Annotated in this window: 1 protein-coding gene; it reads right to left on the reverse strand. The window is 71.0% G+C overall.

The features are described from left to right. Positions 1-81: 81 nt before the first annotated feature. Positions 82-17,082, reverse strand: a complete 17,001-nt coding sequence (locus ABTV10_RS19390; RefSeq protein WP_499029484.1) for a non-ribosomal peptide synthase/polyketide synthase — start codon at positions 17,080-17,082, stop codon at positions 82-84. Positions 17,083-17,161 lie beyond the last annotated feature (79 nt).

Genomic DNA, 17,161 nt, shown 5'->3' on the forward strand with positions numbered 1-17,161 from the left:
CTCGTCGGCATCTCACAACGCACCACAGTGACTCTTTCCCTCACACCTACATCGCCGGGCAAACGAACCATCATTATCGCCTCACACCGACCACGCCTCCGCGTCGGCAACAACCCGCCGGATCTCCGGCAGCTGTCCCGCCGGCCGTCCGCCGGTCAGCACCAGAACCTCGAGATCCTCGAGTTCCTCCACGTCGAGGTCCTGCGCACGGGCGCCCGACAGGAAGGCGTGGGTCACCCATTCGTCGGCCAGAACGTCGGTGGCGTTACCGTCCGACAGCTCGGTGACGACCGTCACGGCACCTGCGGTCGCCGACACGAGTAGTTCCGTCACGGCCCACACGCTGGTCATGGGTTCGCTGCACAGCGTCCGCGATTCGTAGGTGATGCCGTACCGCTCGCGGTCACGCTCGGCGAGCGCGACGACATGCCCGTGGGTGAGCGTGAGCGTGCCGTCCGCCGCGACGACTGCCGGATCCTCGGGCGTGAGGCGTCGGATCCGCTCGGCGTACGTGACGGGCCGGCCGGACTGCGCGTCGATGCGGGCACGGTTGTCGTCCAGCACGATCCACTCCACCGTGTCCGGCAGTGTCGCGACGTGCGCCGACGTCGTGATGCCGACCTTCATGGCCGAATCGGACACATCCGCGCCCGCGTCGACGCTCATGTCCCGGACGTCGACCGGGGTGAGCGCCGCACCGGACTCGAGCACCGCCCACGCCGCGACCACCGCGTCGACGGACCGCGGCAGCGCGACCGGTACCCGGTGGCCGGGGCCGACGCCTTCGGCGATCAGCACCCGAGCCAGGCGCGCGGCCCGGGCGGCGAGTTCGCTGTAGGTGGTCTCCTCCCCGTCGTCCGAGACGGCGGGGGCCTCGGGATCCGCCTCGACCACCGCGGCCAGCGCCTGCGGCACCGTGGTGTCGCTCGGCACCACCGCACCGGTGTCCGCCTCGGCTGCCGCGCGACCGGCCGCCGACCCGCCGAGCAGCTGAGCGCGTTCGTCGGCGGACGCGATCTCGATGTCGCCCACCACCGTCCGTGGATCGGCGGCGACGGCCTCGAGGACGCGCACGAATCGCTGTCCGATCAGGTGCGCGGTCGACTCGTCGAACAGGTCGGTGGCGTACGTCAGCAGCGCCTCGAGCTCGCCCGACGGCATCGGGACCAGCGTGAACTGCAGGTCGAACTTCGCCGCCGACTCGACGCCGGGGACGCCGGCGACCGTCAGCCCCGGCAGCTCGAGGGCCGCCTGCTGCTGGTTCTGGAACGACAGCACCGTCTGGAACAACGGATGCCGGGCCGTCGAGCGGGCCGGCGCGACGGCCTCGACGACCCGCTCGAACGGCACGTCCGCATGGGCGAACGCCGACAGGTCCGTCTCCCGTGCCCGCGCCACGACCTCCGCGAACGTCATCGATGACGTCAGCTCGGTGCGCAGCGCCAGCGTGTTGACGAACATGCCGACCAGGTCGTCCAGGGCGGCCTCGCCGCGACCCGCGACCGGCGTGCCGACGGTGACGTCCCAGGTTCCGCCGAGCCGGGCCAACAGCACCGCCAACGCGCTGTGCGTGACCATGAACAGCGACGAACCCTGCTCACGCGCAATCGATTCGAGCGCGGTGTGCAGACCCGCCGGGATCGTGAATCCGACCTCGGCGCCCCGCATGGACTGCACCGGTGGACGCGGGCGGTCCGTCGGGAGCTCGAGCAGATCGGGCGCCCCGGACAGGACGCGGACCCAGAATTCGAGCTGTTCGGCGGCCACGGTGCCCGGCTCGTCGGCCGAACCGAGGACGTCGTGCTGCCACAGCGAGTAGTCGGCGTACTGCACCGCGAGCGGCGCCCACTGCGGCGCCTGCCCCTGGCTGCGTGCGGCATAGGCCGTCATCAGGTCCCGCGCCATGGGCGCCATCGAGATGCCGTCCGCGCTGATGTGGTGGATCACGAACGCGAATACGTGGACTTCGTCCGAGAGCCGGAACAGTGCGGCGCGCAGCGGAACTCCCGCGGTGACGTCGAAGCCGCGGCCGAGCAGTCCGGTCACCCGAGCCTGCACATCGGCCTCGTCCTCGACGGCTACCGGCTCGAGGTCCACGTCGACGCCGTCGACGGGGAGGATCGCCTGGTATGCACCCTCCGGCCCCTCCGGGTAGTACGTGCGCAGCACCTCGTGCCGCGCCAGCACGTCCCGCAACGCGGCCCGCAGCGCCTCGGTGTCGAGGATGCCCGTGAGCTGCATCGCCAGTGGGATGTTGTACGCCGCCGACTCCGCGTCGAGGCGGCTCAGGAACCACATGCGCTGCTGTGCCAGCGACAACGGAATCCGGTCGGGGCGCGGACCGGCCGTGAGCGCCTTCCGCGCTCCCCCACCGATGAGGGACTGCACCTGCCCGGCGACGCCTTCGACGGTCGACGCCTCGAACAGCACCCGCACCGGCACCCGCGCATCCAGCGCCGCACCCAGGCGCGAGACCACCTGCGTCGCGACCAGCGAATTACCGCCGAGCGCGAAGAAATCGTCGTCCAACCCGACCCGGTCGAGGTCGAGAACGTCCGCGAACACACCCGCGACGATCTCCTCCACCGGCGTCGTCGGCGCCCGGAACTCGCGCACCTCGAACACCGGCTCCGGCAGCGCCTTCCGATCCAACTTGCCCGACGCGTTCAACGGGAACGCATCCAGCACCACGAACACCGCCGGCACCATGTACGACGCCAGGGTCCGCGCCAACTCGGCCTTGACCGCGGCGACGTCGAGCGACGCGTCCGCCACCACGTAGGCAACCAGCTGTTCCGACTTCACCGACACCACCGACTGGGTGATCTCCGGCAGCGCCAGCAGCGCCGCCTCGATCTCGCCGAGTTCGATCCGCAGACCACGCAGCTTCACCTGGAAGTCGGTGCGGCCCAGGTACTCCAGCTCGCCCGCGGCCGTCCACCTGACGAGGTCACCCGTGCGGTACATCCGCTCCCCGGTGGCACCGAAGGGGTTCGCCACGAACCGGTCCGCCGTCAAATCACTGCGGCCCACGTAGCCGCGCGCCAACTGCGCACCCGCCAGATACAACTCACCCGGAGCCCCCACCGGCACCGGCGACAGCCGAGCATCGAGCACGAACACCTGCGTGTTCCACACCGGCGCACCGATCGGCACACTCGCCACATCGGCCTCGGCCACCTCGTGGAACGTCACATCCACCGCGGCCTCGGTCGGACCGTAGAGGTTGTGCAGTCGCGCACCCGAGATCGCCCGGAACCGCGCCGCCGTCTGCGCCGGCAACGCCTCACCCGAGGCGAAGACGTTCCGCAGCGTGGTCACGTTCTCCGCGGCCGGCTCGGCCACGAACACCGACAGCATCGACGGCACGAAGTGCGCGACGGTCACGCCGTGATCGACCATGGTCCGCGCCAGATACCCCGGATCCCGGTGCCCGTCCGGAGCCGCCACCACCAGACGCGCACCCACCTGTAACGGCCAGAAGAACTCCCACACCGACACATCGAACGTGAACGGCGTCTTCTGCAACACCACATCGCCAGCCGACAAACCGTACTCGGCCTGCATCCACACCAGACGATTCACGATCGCCGCATGCGACACCGCCACCCCCTTCGGGCGACCCGTCGAACCCGACGTGAAGATCACATACGCGGTGTGCGAACCACGCAGCGGGGCAGCACGATCCGCATCCGACGGCGGCGCGTCCGAGAACCCGGTGACATCCGCCTCGTCGAGATTCACGACGGAGACAGACCTCTCCCCCGCAACCTCGAAACCGTCTCGCGACGTCGACAGCACCAGGGTCGGCGCCGCGGTGTCGAGGATGTAGCCGTTGCGCTCGGCTGGCTGATCCGGATCCACCGGCACATACCCGCCACCCGCCGTCAGCACCGCGTACATGCCGACCAGCAGATCCAGCGAACGCCGCATCCCCAGACCCACCAGCGAATCCGGGCCGACCCCGGCTTCGATCAGATACCGCGCCGTCCGATGCACCCGCGCCGCGAACTCGCCGTAGGTCAGCGACTCACCCTCGAACACGAGCGCCGCCGCATCCGGTGTCCGGGCCACCTGCGACTCGAACAGATCCACCAGCGTCGCGTCCGACACCGCATGCGCGGTCGCGTTCCACTCGCCCAGGAGCCGCGTCCGCTCGGCGCGGTCCAGCAGCTCCACGTCACCGACCACCACGCCCGGATCCGCCGTCACCGACTCCAGCACCCGCACGAACCGCTCCCCGAACGAGTGCATCGTGGGCGCGTCGAACAGGTCGGTGGCGTAGGTGAGCGTCACCGCGTACCCGTCGGCGGTGTCTTCCTGGACCGTCACCTGGAGGTCGAACTTGGCGGTCGCGTCGTCGTGTTCGAACTCGGTGACGGTGAGGTCGCCGAGCGCGAATTCGGCGCGTGCCAGGTTCTGGAACGTGAGCATCACCTGGAACAGCGGATGCCGTCCCTGGGACCGCGCGGGGTCGAGGATCTCGACCAGACGCTCGAACGGCAGGTCGGCGTGGCCGAACGCCGCCAGGTCGGTGGCGCGCACATCGCCGAGCAGGTCGGCGAACGCGCGTCCGCCGTCGACCTCGGTGCGCAGCACCAGCGTGTTGACGAACATGCCCACCAGATCGTCGAGCGCCGCGTCGCCGCGACCCGCGACCGGGGTGCCGATCGCGATGTCCGACGTCCCGCTCAGCCGCGCCAACAGCGCCGACAGCGCCGCGTGCACCACCATGAACGGGGTCGCGCCGTGCGCCCGCGCGATCCGATCGACAGCGGCCCGCAGGTCCGCGCCGATCGAGAACCGGTGAGCGCTACCGCGGTTCGATGCCACCGCGGGCCGGGGTCGGTCGGTGGGCAGATCCAGCTGTTCGGGCAGCCCGGCCAGCGAGGTCTTCCAGTACTCGGCCTGGCGAGCGATCACCGACTGCGGATCGTCGTCCGCACCGAGTGCGTTCCGCTGCCACAGCGTGAAGTCCGCGTACTGCACCGCGAGCGGCGCCCATACGGGAGCCGCGCCGTTGGCGCGGGCGGCGTACGCCGTCATCACGTCGCGGGCCAGCGGTGCCACCGAGAAGCCGTCCGCGGCAATGTGATGCACGACGAGAACGAGGATGTGCTCGGTGGCCGACACCGCGAACAGCCGCGCCCGCATCGGCAGGTCCCGCGTCAGGTCGAATCCCGTCCCGGCGAGTTCGGCGACCCGGCGGGGCAGAGCGTCCGCCGCAATGTCGTCCACCGGCAGCAGATCACCCCACCCGCTCGCGCGCACGTCCTGGTATCCGACGCCGTCGACGTCGACGAACACGGTGCGGAGCGACTCGTGCCGGTCGACGACGTCGGCGACCGCGGCCTGCAGCGCCCCCACATCGAGCGTGCCCGTGAGCCGGAGCACGAGCGGAATGTTGTCGACCACCGACTCGGGGTCGAGTCGGTTCAGGAACCACATCCGCTGCTGCGCCAGCGACAACGGAATCCGCTCGGGACGCGGCTGCGGCACCAGCGCGGGCCGACCGTCGCCGGAGAGCGCGGTGAGCCGCGCCGCGAGCGCCTCGACGGTCGAGGCCTCGAACAGCTCCCGCACGGGCACCCGCGCGCCCAGCGCCGCTCCGAGTCGGGACGCGACCCGCGTCGCGATCAGCGAGTTGCCACCGAGGTCGAAGAAGTCGTCGTCCAGCCCCACCAGCGGGGCGTCGAGGACGTCCGCGAACACCGACGCGACCAGTTCCTCGGTGGCGGTGCCGGGGGCCCGGAACGCCTTGGCCTCGAACACCGGCGCCGGCAGCGCCTGCCGGTCCAGCTTGCCGACCGGGGTGAGCGGGATCGCGTCCAGCACGACGATCGACGCCGGCACCATGTACGACGGCAGCAGCGACGCGACATGCGCCGTCAGCACCGCGGGCTCCACGGCGTCGGCCTGCACGTACGACACCAGCGCCGTCTGCCCGGACGGCAGCGTGTGGCCGACGGTGGTCGCGAACGACACCGCCGGATGGTCGGTGAGCGCCGCGTCGATCTCGCCGAGTTCGATGCGGAAGCCGCGGACCTTCACCTGGAAGTCGGAGCGTCCCACGTACTCGATGGCCGGGTCCCCGGACGGATCCTCGGTCCACCGGACGACGTCACCGGTGCGGTACATCCGCTCCCCTGCCCCGCCGAACGGGTTCGCGACGAAGCGATCCGCCGTCAGTTCCGCGCGACCGTGGTAGCCGCGAGCCAGTGCCTCGCCCGAGAGGTACAGCTCACCAGCGACGCCCACCGGGACCGGCCGCAGCCGGGCGTCGAGGATCAGCGCGCCGACACCCGGGGTGGGGCCACCGATCGTGATCGGCTTGCCCGCGAAGAGTTCTCCGCGTGTGGAGATGATCGTCGTCTCGGTGGGACCGTACGCGTTGAAGAATCGGCGACCGGGCGCCCATCGGCCGACCAGTTCGGTGGTCGAGGCGTCACCACCGACCGACAGCAGCCGCAGGTCGTCGAGCCCGTCGACGTCCATCGACCCGAGCACGGCCGGGGTGATGAGCGCGACAGTCACCGCACGCTCCGCGAGCAGCGCATGCAGCTCGTCGCCGCCGAGGATCGACGGCGGCACGACGACCAGCTCGGCACCGGCGGACGCCGCCAGCGTCCACTCGAGCACCGACGGGTCGAAGCTCGGCGAGCAGACGTGCAGCACCCGGTCGGACGCGGTCACCTCGTACAGCTCGGCGGACTGGTTCACCAGGCCCGACAGCCCGCGGTGGGTGACCTCGACGCCCTTCGGCTTGCCGGTCGAACCCGACGTGTAGATCACGTACGCCACGTGGTCGAGATGCAGCGGCCGCAAGCGGTCGGCATCACGAACGGCAGCGATCGACCGTCCGGCCGCCGACGCCGCCTGCTCGAGTGTGGTCAGCGTGCACCACGAGACCGCATCGGGCAGCGCGTCCACGTCCGCCGCGATGCCGAGCACCGCCGCCGAGTCGGTCACCATGTGGGCGATCCGGTCGGCCGGGTAGGTGGGGTCCACCGGCACGTAGGCCGCACCGGTCTTGGCGACCGCCCACACGCACAGCACCATCTCCCACGAGCGCGGGAAGGACAGCGCCACCACCGTTTCCGGACCGACACCGCGGCCGATCAGTTCACGCGCCAGCGCGCTGGAGCGTTCGTCGAGGTCCCGGTAGGTGAGCGTCGTCGCGTCGCAACTCACCGCAGGTGCGGCCGGGTCCGATGCGACACCACCGACGAGGATCTCGGCCAGGGTGCGCAGCGGCGGCACCGCCCCACCGTCGAGGGAGGTCAGTCGCGCGTACTCGTCGTCGTCGAGGATCTCGGCATCACCGACCGGCAGCGCCGGGTCCGCTGTCAGCGCCGTGAGGAGGCGGACGAACCGCGTCCCGAACGTGCGCACGGTCGGCTCGTCGAACAGGTCCGTCGCATAGGTCAATTCGACCGTCAGGCCCGGTTCCACCGGATCGTCGGCGACGGTGACCTGCAGGTCGAACTTCGCCAGCGCCATGTCGACGTCGACGCCGGAGACCGTGAGTCCCGGCAGCGTCCGGTGCCCGGAACCCATGCCCCGCTGGAACGCGAGCGCCACCTGGAACAGCGGGTGCCGCGCCTGCGAGCGCTCCGGGTCGAGGATCTCGACCAGACGCTCGAACGGGATGTCGGCGTGCTCGAACGCGTCGAGGTCGACGGACCGGACGGCGCCGAGCAGGTCGGCGAACGACAGTGCGCCGTCGACTTCGGTGCGCAGCACCAGTGTGTTGACGAACATGCCGACGATGTCGTCGAGCGCGGCCTCTCCGCGACCGGCGACCGGGGTACCGATGGCGATGTCGGAGGTCCCGCTCAGCCGCGCCAGCAGCACCGACAGCGCCGCGTGCACCACCATGAACGGCGTCGCCCCGTGCGCGCGGGCCGCCGACTCGATCGCAGCATGCAGCTCGGCGTCGATCGAGAATCGGTACGACGCACCGCGATTCGACGCGACCACCGGACGCGGCCGATCCGACGGCAGATCCAGTTGCTCGGGCAGACCGGCTAGCGCAGACGTCCAGAACGCCGCCTGCTGCGCGATCAGCGACTCCGGGTCGTCCTCGCTGCCGAGGATCTCCCGCTGCCACAGCGCGTAGTCGGCGTACTGCACGTCCAGCGGCGCCCATCCCGGCGCCGCACCGGTTGTCCGCGCCGCGTACGCGACGACGACGTCGCGGGTCAGCGGCCCCATCGAGAAGCCGTCCGCCGCGATGTGGTGCACCACGAGGACCAGCACGTGCTCGTCGGGCTGCACCCGGTACAGCGCGGCACGCACCGGCACGTCGGCGGACAGGTCGAAGCCGGCGGTGGCGAGGGCCCCGATCCGCGAGACCAGTTCGGCCTCGGGCACCGGCACCGGTGTGAGGTCAAGCGCGACGGCGTCGACCGGCAGGATCACCTGCGTGCCCACACCGTCCACGTCCGGGTACACCGTGCGCAGCGACTCGTGCCGCCCGAGGACGTCACGCAGCGCGTCCTGCAGCGCGGCGGTGTCGAGGTCTCCTGTGAGGCGGATGGCGACCGGGACGTTGTTGACCGCCGAGTCCGGATCCAGCCGGCTCAGGAACCACATGCGCTGCTGAGCCAGCGACAGCGGAATCCGCTCCGGACGGTCCTGCGGAGCGAGCGGTGTCCGGCCGCCGGATCCGAGACGCGCGATGCGTGCGGCGAGCGCCTCCACCGTCGACGCCTCGAACAGCACCCGCACCGGCACCCGCGCATCCAGCGCCGCACCCAGGCGCGAGACCACCTGCGTCGCGACCAGCGAATTACCGCCGAGCGCGAAGAAGTCGTCGTCCAGACCGACCCGGTCGAGGTCGAGAACGTCCGCGAACACACCCGCGACGATCTCCTCCACCGGCGACGTCGGCGCCCGGAACTCGCGCACCTCGAACACCGGCTCCGGCAACGCCCGCCGATCCAACTTGCCCGACGCGTTCAACGGGAACGCGTCCAACACCACGAACACCGCCGGCACCATGTACGACGCCAGAGTCCGCGACAGCTCCGCCTTGACCGCGGCGACGTCGAGCGACACGTCCGCCACCACATAGGCAACCAACTGTTCCGACTTCACCGACACCACCGACTGGGTGATCTCCGGCAGCGCCACCAGCGCCGCCTCGACCTCACCCAACTCGATCCGCAGACCACGCAACTTCACCTGGAAGTCCGTGCGACCCAGGTACTCCAGCTCACCCGCGGCCGTCCACCTGACGAGGTCACCCGTGCGATACATCCGCTCACCGGCGGCCCCGAACGGGTTCGCCACGAACCGATCCGCCGTCAAATCACTGCGACCCACATAGCCGCGCGCCAACTGCGCACCCGCCAGGTACAGCTCACCCGGCACACCCACGGCAACCGGATGCAACCGGGCATCGAGCACGTACGCACACGTGTTCCATGCCGGCGCACCGATCGGCACCGACGCCACATCGGCCCCGGTCACCTCGTGGAACGTGGCCTGCACCGTCACCTCGGTCGGCCCGTACACGTTGTGCATCGACGCTCCGGTCACCCGGCCCAGCCGCGCCACCGTGCGCGGCGACAACGCCTCACCACCGCAGAACACGCGTGTGAGCGACGCTGCCTTGTCCGCGTCGAGATGGTCGATCGTGGCGTCCAGGACCGACGGCACGAACTGCGCCACCGTCACCGCCTGCTCACCGATCGCCCGGGCCAGGGCGGCCGGATCCCGATGCGCATCCCGCGACGCCACCGCCACGCTCGCACCGGTCTGCAACGGCCAGAACAACTCCCACACCGACGCGTCGAACGTGAACGGCGTCTTCAGCAGCACCCGGTCGAGCGCCCCGAGCGGGTACTCCGCCTGCATCCACGACGACAGATTCACCACCGCCGCATGGGGCACGGACACGCCCTTCGGCCGCCCGGTCGAGCCCGACGTGAACAGCACGTACGCCGTCGAGGCACCGCGCAGCGGCGCCGCACGGTCGGCGTCGACGATCGGAGCATCGGAATGCGCGGACAGATCGAGCGTGTCCACGTCGACCACCGGGGCCGCGCCGGCCTCGACGCCCGCGTCGCCGGTCGTGCTCAGCACCAGCACCGGACGCGCGACCTCGAGCACGTACCCGTTGCGCTCCGCGGGCTGGTCGGGATCGAGCGGAACGTAACCGCCACCAGCGGCCAGCACGGCGTGAACCGCGACGAGCAGGTCCACCGAGCGCCCCATCGCCACGGCCACCAGCGATTCGGGGCCCACTCCGAGATCGATCAGATGACGGGCCAGGCGCCTCACCCGGGCGGCGAATTCGCCGTAGGTCAGTGTCTCCGCCGCGGACACCACGGCGGTCGCGTCCGGCGCGGCCGCGACCTGCGCCTCGAACAGATCGACCAGCGTCGCGTCCCCCACCGCATGTGCGGTCGCGTTCCACTCGCCCAGAACCTGCGTCCACTCCCCGCCGTCGAGCAACTCCACGTCGCCGACCACCACGTCCGGATCCGCCGTCACCGATTCCAGCACCCGCACAAACCGCTCGCCGAACGAACGCATCGTGGGCTCGTCGAACAGATCCGTGGCGTACGTCAGGTCCACGGACAGGCCGTCCGTCGCCTCCGACAGGGTCACCTGCAGGTCGAACTTCGCGGCCGGGGTGTCCATCTCGACCCCGGACACGGTCAGGCCGGGAAGCTCGAGGGTCGTCTGCCCGAGGTTCTGCAGCGTCAGCATCACCTGGAACAGCGGGTGCCGCGACTGCGAGCGCTCCACGGCGAGGATCTCGACCAGTCGCTCGAACGGCAGGTCGGCGTGATCGAACGCCGCGAGGTCCGCGGCACGGACGTCGGTGAGCAACTGCGTGAACGTGAGATCCGGCCGGACGTCGGACCGCAGCACGAGGGTGCCGACGAACATGCCGATCAGATCGTCGAGCGCCGCCTCGCCACGGCCCGCGACCGGGGTACCGACCGCGATGTCCGACGTGCCACTCAGCCGTGCGAGCAGCACCGACAGCGCCGCGTGGACCACCATGAACGGGGTCGCACCGTGTGCCGCGGCAACCGTCTCGATCGCGGCACGCAGTTCGGATCCGATCGTGAATCGGTGCGAGGCGCCGCGGTGCGATGCCACGGCCGGACGGGGCCGGTCGGACGGCAGGTCGAGCTGACCGGGCAGACCGGCCAGCGTCGTCGTCCAGTAGTCGATCTGCCGCGACACCGCCGACTCGGGGTCGTCCTCCGAACCGAGCACGTCGCGCTGCCACAGCGTGTAGTCGGCGTACTGCACGGTCAGCGGCGCCCAGGCCGGAAGGTGGCCGGCCGCCCGAGCCGCGTACGCGGTCATCACGTCGCGGGTCAGCGGTCCCATCGAGAAGCCGTCCGCCGCAATGTGATGCACGACGAGGATCAGGACGTGCTCGGTGGGCGTCACGGCGAACAGGCGGATCCGCACCGGGATCTCGTTGGTCAGGTCGAACCCGGCGGTGACCATCTCCCCGATGCGCGCCGGCAACTCGGCCTCGACGACGGGTTCCGCCGTGACAACCGCCGCGACGTCGGACGCCGGACGGATCGCCTGGTAGCCGACGCCGTCGACCTCGGGGAAGACGGTGCGCAGCGACTCGTGGCGGTCCAGGACGTCACCGATTGCCGCCGAGAGGGATTCGACGTCCAGCGCACCGGACAGGCGGATCGCCAGCGGGATGTTGTTCACCGCCGACTCCGGTTCGAAGCGGTTCAGGAACCACATCCGCTGCTGCGCGAGCGACAGCGGGATCCGGTCGGGCCGCGGACCGGCCACGAGCGCCTTCACCCGGTCGCCGGTCGACGCGGACACGCGGGCCGCGAGTGCTGCGACGGTCGACGCGTCGAACAGCACCCGAACCGGAACGGTGGTGTCCAGCGCGGCGCCCAGTCGCGCCGCCACCTGCGTGGCCAGGAGCGAGTTGCCTCCGAGCGCGAAGAAGTCGTCGCCGCGTCCCACCCGTTCGGCGCCCAGGACGTCGGCGAACACCGACGCCACCGCCTGCTCCACCGGCGTGGTGGGGGCACGGAACTCCGCCGCTTCGAACACCGGCTCCGGCAGTGCCTTCCGGTCGAGCTTGCCGCTGCCCGTGAGCGGGAGGCGGTCGAGTGTCAGCACCGCCGCGGGCACCATGTACGCGGTGAGCGAGCGGCCCGCGAACTCCTTGAGTTCCGCGGCGTCGAGCGACCGGCCGGCGGCCGCCACGACGTACGCCACCAACTGCTCACGCACCACCAGGACGGCCACCTGGGCCACGGCGTCGTGGGCGGAGAGGACCGTCTCGATCTCGCCGAGTTCGATGCGGAAGCCGCGCAGCTTCACCTGATCGTCGGCGCGGCCGACGTACTCGATCACGCGGTCCGCGCTCGCGCGAACCACGTCACCGGTGCGGTACAGGCGGGAGCCGGGCGCCCCGTACGGGTTGGCCACGAACCGTTCCGCGGTGAGCGCGGGGCGACCGAGGTAGCCGCGCGCCACCCCGGCGCCGTCGAGGTACAGCTCGCCGGGCACGCCCGCGGGAACGGGCCGCATGCGGGAGTCGAGCACCAATGCGGTGGCCCCGCGGATCGCGCGCCCGATGGTCACGGGCTCGCCCGGGACGAGCGCGTCGGAGATGTTGGAGGCGACAGTCGCCTCGGTGGGCCCGTACGCGTTGAACATCCGCCGACCGCCGGTCGCCCAGCGGGCCACCAGGTCCGCCGGGCACGCCTCGCCGCCGACCACGACCACGCCGAGCGCGTCCAGGCCGGACGGATCCACCGACGCCAGGGCGGCCGGCGTCACGAACGCGTGGGTGACGCGTTGCGAGCGCAGCAGCGCGGCCAGCTCGGCACCGCCGTAGATCGTCGTCGGCGCGACCACCATGGTCGCCGCCGCCCCGAACGCCATCAGCAGCTCGAGAATCGACGCATCGAAACTCGGTGACGCGAAATGCAATGTCCGCGAGCCCGACCCGATGCCGTACCGCTCCACCTGCTCGGCCGCGAACGCCGCCAGACCGGTGTGCGTCACCACGACGCCCTTCGGCACACCCGTCGACCCCGACGTGTAGATGACGTACGCCGGATCGGCGACGCGCAACGGGCGCACCCGGTCCGTGTCGGCCACCGGAGCGGCCGACGCCGAGGCGATGTCCGCCACCGTCGACCCGTCGTCGAGCACCAGCCACGGCAGTGCGGCCGGCAGGCCGGCAGCGTGCTCGCCGAGCGTGACGCCCAGAACTGCACGCGAATCCGACACCATGTGTGCCACCCGGTCCGCCGGGTAGTTCGGGTCGACCGGCACGAACGCGGCACCGGTCTTCGCGACGGCCCATACGGCGACGACGGATTCGATCGACCGGGTGAGCGCGATCGCGACGACGTCCTCGGGTCCGGCACCGCGGGCGATGAGGGCCCGTGCGAGTCGCGACGAACGCTCGTCGAGTTCGCGGTAGGTCACCGTCTGCTCGCCCGAGACGAGCGCGACCTTCGACGGATCCGCGCTCGCGGCGGCCGCGAGGATCTGCGGCAGCAGTATCGGTTCCGGGCCGTTGCCGTCGGTCGCCGCGATCAGCGCGGACGCTTCGGCGGCGCCCAGGATGTCGATGTCGCCGACGACCACGTCGGCGTCGGCGGCCACCGCCGCCAGCACGCGCACGAACCGGTCGGCGAAGAGGCGCATCGTCGATTCGTCGAAGAGGTCGGTCGCGTACGTGAGATCCACGTCCAGACCGGCCCCGGCCGACTCCGCGAGCGTGACCGCCAGGTCGAACTTCGCGACGGCGGCATCGAAGTCGACACCCGCGACGGTCAGGTCACCCAGCACGAGTTCGGTCCGGTCCATGTTCTGGAACGACAGCACCACCTGGAACAGCGGGTGCCGCGCCTGGGACCGCGCAGGGCTCAGAACCTCGACGAGGCGCTCGAAGGGCACGTCGGCGTGCGCGAATGCCTCGAGGTCGGAGGCCCGGACCGCCGTCAGCAGGTCGGCGAACGAGCGCTCGCCCGACACCTCGGCGCGCAGGACGAGGGTGTTGACGAACATGCCGATCAGGTCGTCGAGCGCGGCCTCACCACGGCCCGCGACCGGTGTGCCGATCGCGATGTCCGACGTGCCGCTCAGCCGGGCCAGCAGCACCGACAGCGCCGCGTGCACCACCATGAACGTGGTGGCGCCGTGCTCGCGCGCGACGGCGTCGAGTCGAGACGACAGCTCCGCATCGATCGAGAACCGGTACGACGCACCAGCGTTCGTCGCCACCGTCGGCCGCGGGCGATCCGCGGGCAGGTCGAGACGGTCGGGCAGGTCCGCGAGCGCCCCGCGCCAGTAGTCCACCTGGCGGGTGATGAGCGATTCGGGGTCGTCCTCGCTGCCGAGGACCTCGCGCTGCCACAGCGCGAAGTCGGCGTACTGCACGGCGAGCGGCGCCCACGTCGGGGCGGCACCGGCCGAGCGGGCCGCGTACGCGGTGACGATGTCGCGGGTGAGCGGGCCCATCGAGAAGCCGTCGGCGCTGATGTGGTGGACGACGACCACGAGCACGTGCTCGGTGGGCGACACCTCGAGCAGGCGCACCCGCAGCGGCACCTCGGCGGTGACGTCGAATCCCCGCGAGATCGTCTCGGTGACGGCGGTGGCGATGTCGGACTCGGCCACCGGGGCCGGGTCGAGATCCACGACGGCCCGATCGGCCGGCAGGATCACCTGGTGAGCCTCGCCGTCGTGCTCGGGGAAGACGGTCCGCAGTGCCTCGTGGCGCTCGACGACGTCGGCGACGGCGCCGCGCAGCGCATCGACGTCCAGGGCCCCGGACAGGCGGATCGCGACGACGATGTTGTTCACCGCGGACGAGGTGTCGAACCGGTTGAGGAACCACATCCGCTGCTGCGCGAGCGACAGCGGGACCGTGGCGGGACGGTTCTGCGGGACCAGCGGCGCGCGGGTGTCCCCACCCGCGGCGACGAGGGAGTCGACCAGCGACGCCAGCTGCGCGACGGTCGGTGCGTCGAAGAAGTCGCGGACGTCGATGCGGATGCCGAGGTCGGCGCTGACCCGGGCGAGGACGCGGGTGGCGCTGAGCGAGTTGCCGCCGAGCGCGAAGTAGTCGTCGTCGACGCCGATGCGCTCGGCGCCGAGGACCTCCGCGAAGGTCGCCGCGAGCATCTCCTCGGTCGGCGTGCTCGGGGCCCGGTACTCGCGGGCGAGCGACGAGAAGTCCGGCGCGGGAAGGGCCTTGCGGTCGAGCTTGCCGCTGGCGTTCAGCGGGAACTCGGCCAGCGCCACGAACAGCGACGGAATCATGTATTCCGGCAAGCGGGCACCCACCGCGGCCGCGAGCTCGTCCCGGTCGACCGGCGCGCCGCCGTCGGTGACGACGTACGCCACCAGGTGGTCGCCCAGGTCGGGGTCCGAGTGCACGATCACGACGGACTGCGACACCGCATCGTGGTCGAGCAGCGCCGACTCGATCTCGCCGAGTTCGATGCGCAGGCCGCGCAGCTTGACCTGGAAGTCGGTGCGGCCCACGTACTCCAGCTCGCCGGATGCCCCGATCTTCACGAGGTCGCCGGTTCGGTACATGCGGTCGCCGGGCGCGCCGTACGGGTCGGCGACGAACCGGTCGGCCGTCAGGTCGGGGCGTTGCAGGTAGCCGCGCGCGAGCTGGACGCCCGCGAGATACAGCTCGCCCTCGGAGCCGACGGGTGTGCGGCGCAGGCCCTCGTCGAGGACGTACAGGTCGGTGTCGGCGACGGCGCGACCGATCGGCACCGTCGTGGTGTCGGCGGCCGTTGCCTCGTGGTAGGTGACGTCGACGGCGGCCTCGGTGGGGCCGTACAGGTTGTGCAGCGCCGTCGTCGAGATGTCAGTGATGTCACGGAACCGCGCCGCGGTCTGCGGCGGCAGCGCCTCACCCGACGCGAACACGTTGCGCAGGGTGGTGACGGGTGTCGCGGTCGACTGTGCCGGATCCCCCGTCGCTCCGCTCGCCAGGAACGCCACGAACACCGACAGCATCGACGGCACGAAGTGTGCGACGGTCACGCCGCGATCGACCATGATCCGTGCGAGGTACGCCGGGTCGCGGTGCCCGTCCGGGGCGGCGATCACCAGGCGCGCGCCGGCCTGCAACGGCCAGAAGAACTCCCACACCGACACGTCGAACGTGAACGGCGTCTTCTGCAGCACCACGTCGTCGGCGGTCATCGGGTACATGCTCTGCCGCCACCGCAGGTTGGCGACGATCGCACCGTGTCCGACGGCCACGCCCTTGGGGCGGCCGGTGGAGCCGGACGTGAAGATCACGTAGGCGAGGTTGTCCTCCGACAGCGGCGCGAGTCGGTCGTCGTCGGTGACCGGGTCGGCCGAGAGTCCGTCGACGTCGCGGGTGTCGATCGCCAGGACCGGCGTCGCCGTATCGACCGTCAATCCGTCCCTCGTGGTCGTGAGGATCACCGTCGGGCAGGCGATGTCGAGCACATAGCCGAGGCGGTCGGCCGGGTGGTCGGGGTCGAGCGGGACGTACGCGCCGCCGGCCTTGACGATCGCGTACATGCCGATCAGGAGGTCGAACGAACGGCGGATGCCGAGGCCCACCATCGAATCCGGGCCGACACCGAGCGAGATCAGGTGCCGGGCGAGACGGTTGGCGCGGGAGTCGAACTCGGCATAGGTCAGGCACTCGCCGTCGAACTCGAGGGCCACGGCGTCGGGGGTGGCGGCGACCTGGCGGTCGAACAGCGACGCGAGCGTGTCGGCGGTCGGTGTCGGGGCGGGCGCACTGTCGCCGAGGACCTCGGCGGCGTCGGCGAACAGGCGGGCGAGCACCCCCTGCAGGCCCCCGTGTTCGGCCGACTCGAGCAGGCCCGGAACGAGGTTGGAGAGCACGACAGGCACCAGCGAGTCGATGCCGAGTACCCCGCCCATCGCGGCGTCGAGGGTCTCGATCTCGGACCTCAGGTGGGCGTACGTGACCGACGTATCGCCGAGTTCGAGTGCGACTCGATCGGGTTCGACCGAGGTCACCCCGGCAAGCAACCGGGGCAGGTCCTCCACCGTCATCGCACCGGCTCCAGCGTCGTTCGCCGCCATGTGTTTTCGTCCTCCCGACATCTACCTCGACTACGACCGCGTGACTCGGGGGAGCCGACCTGTCGACTCCCCCGGTTCA

This window comes from Paraburkholderia sp. RHO2 (assembly GCF_050955445.1).
Lineage (GTDB): Bacteria > Actinomycetota > Actinomycetes > Mycobacteriales > Mycobacteriaceae > Prescottella > Prescottella agglutinans_A.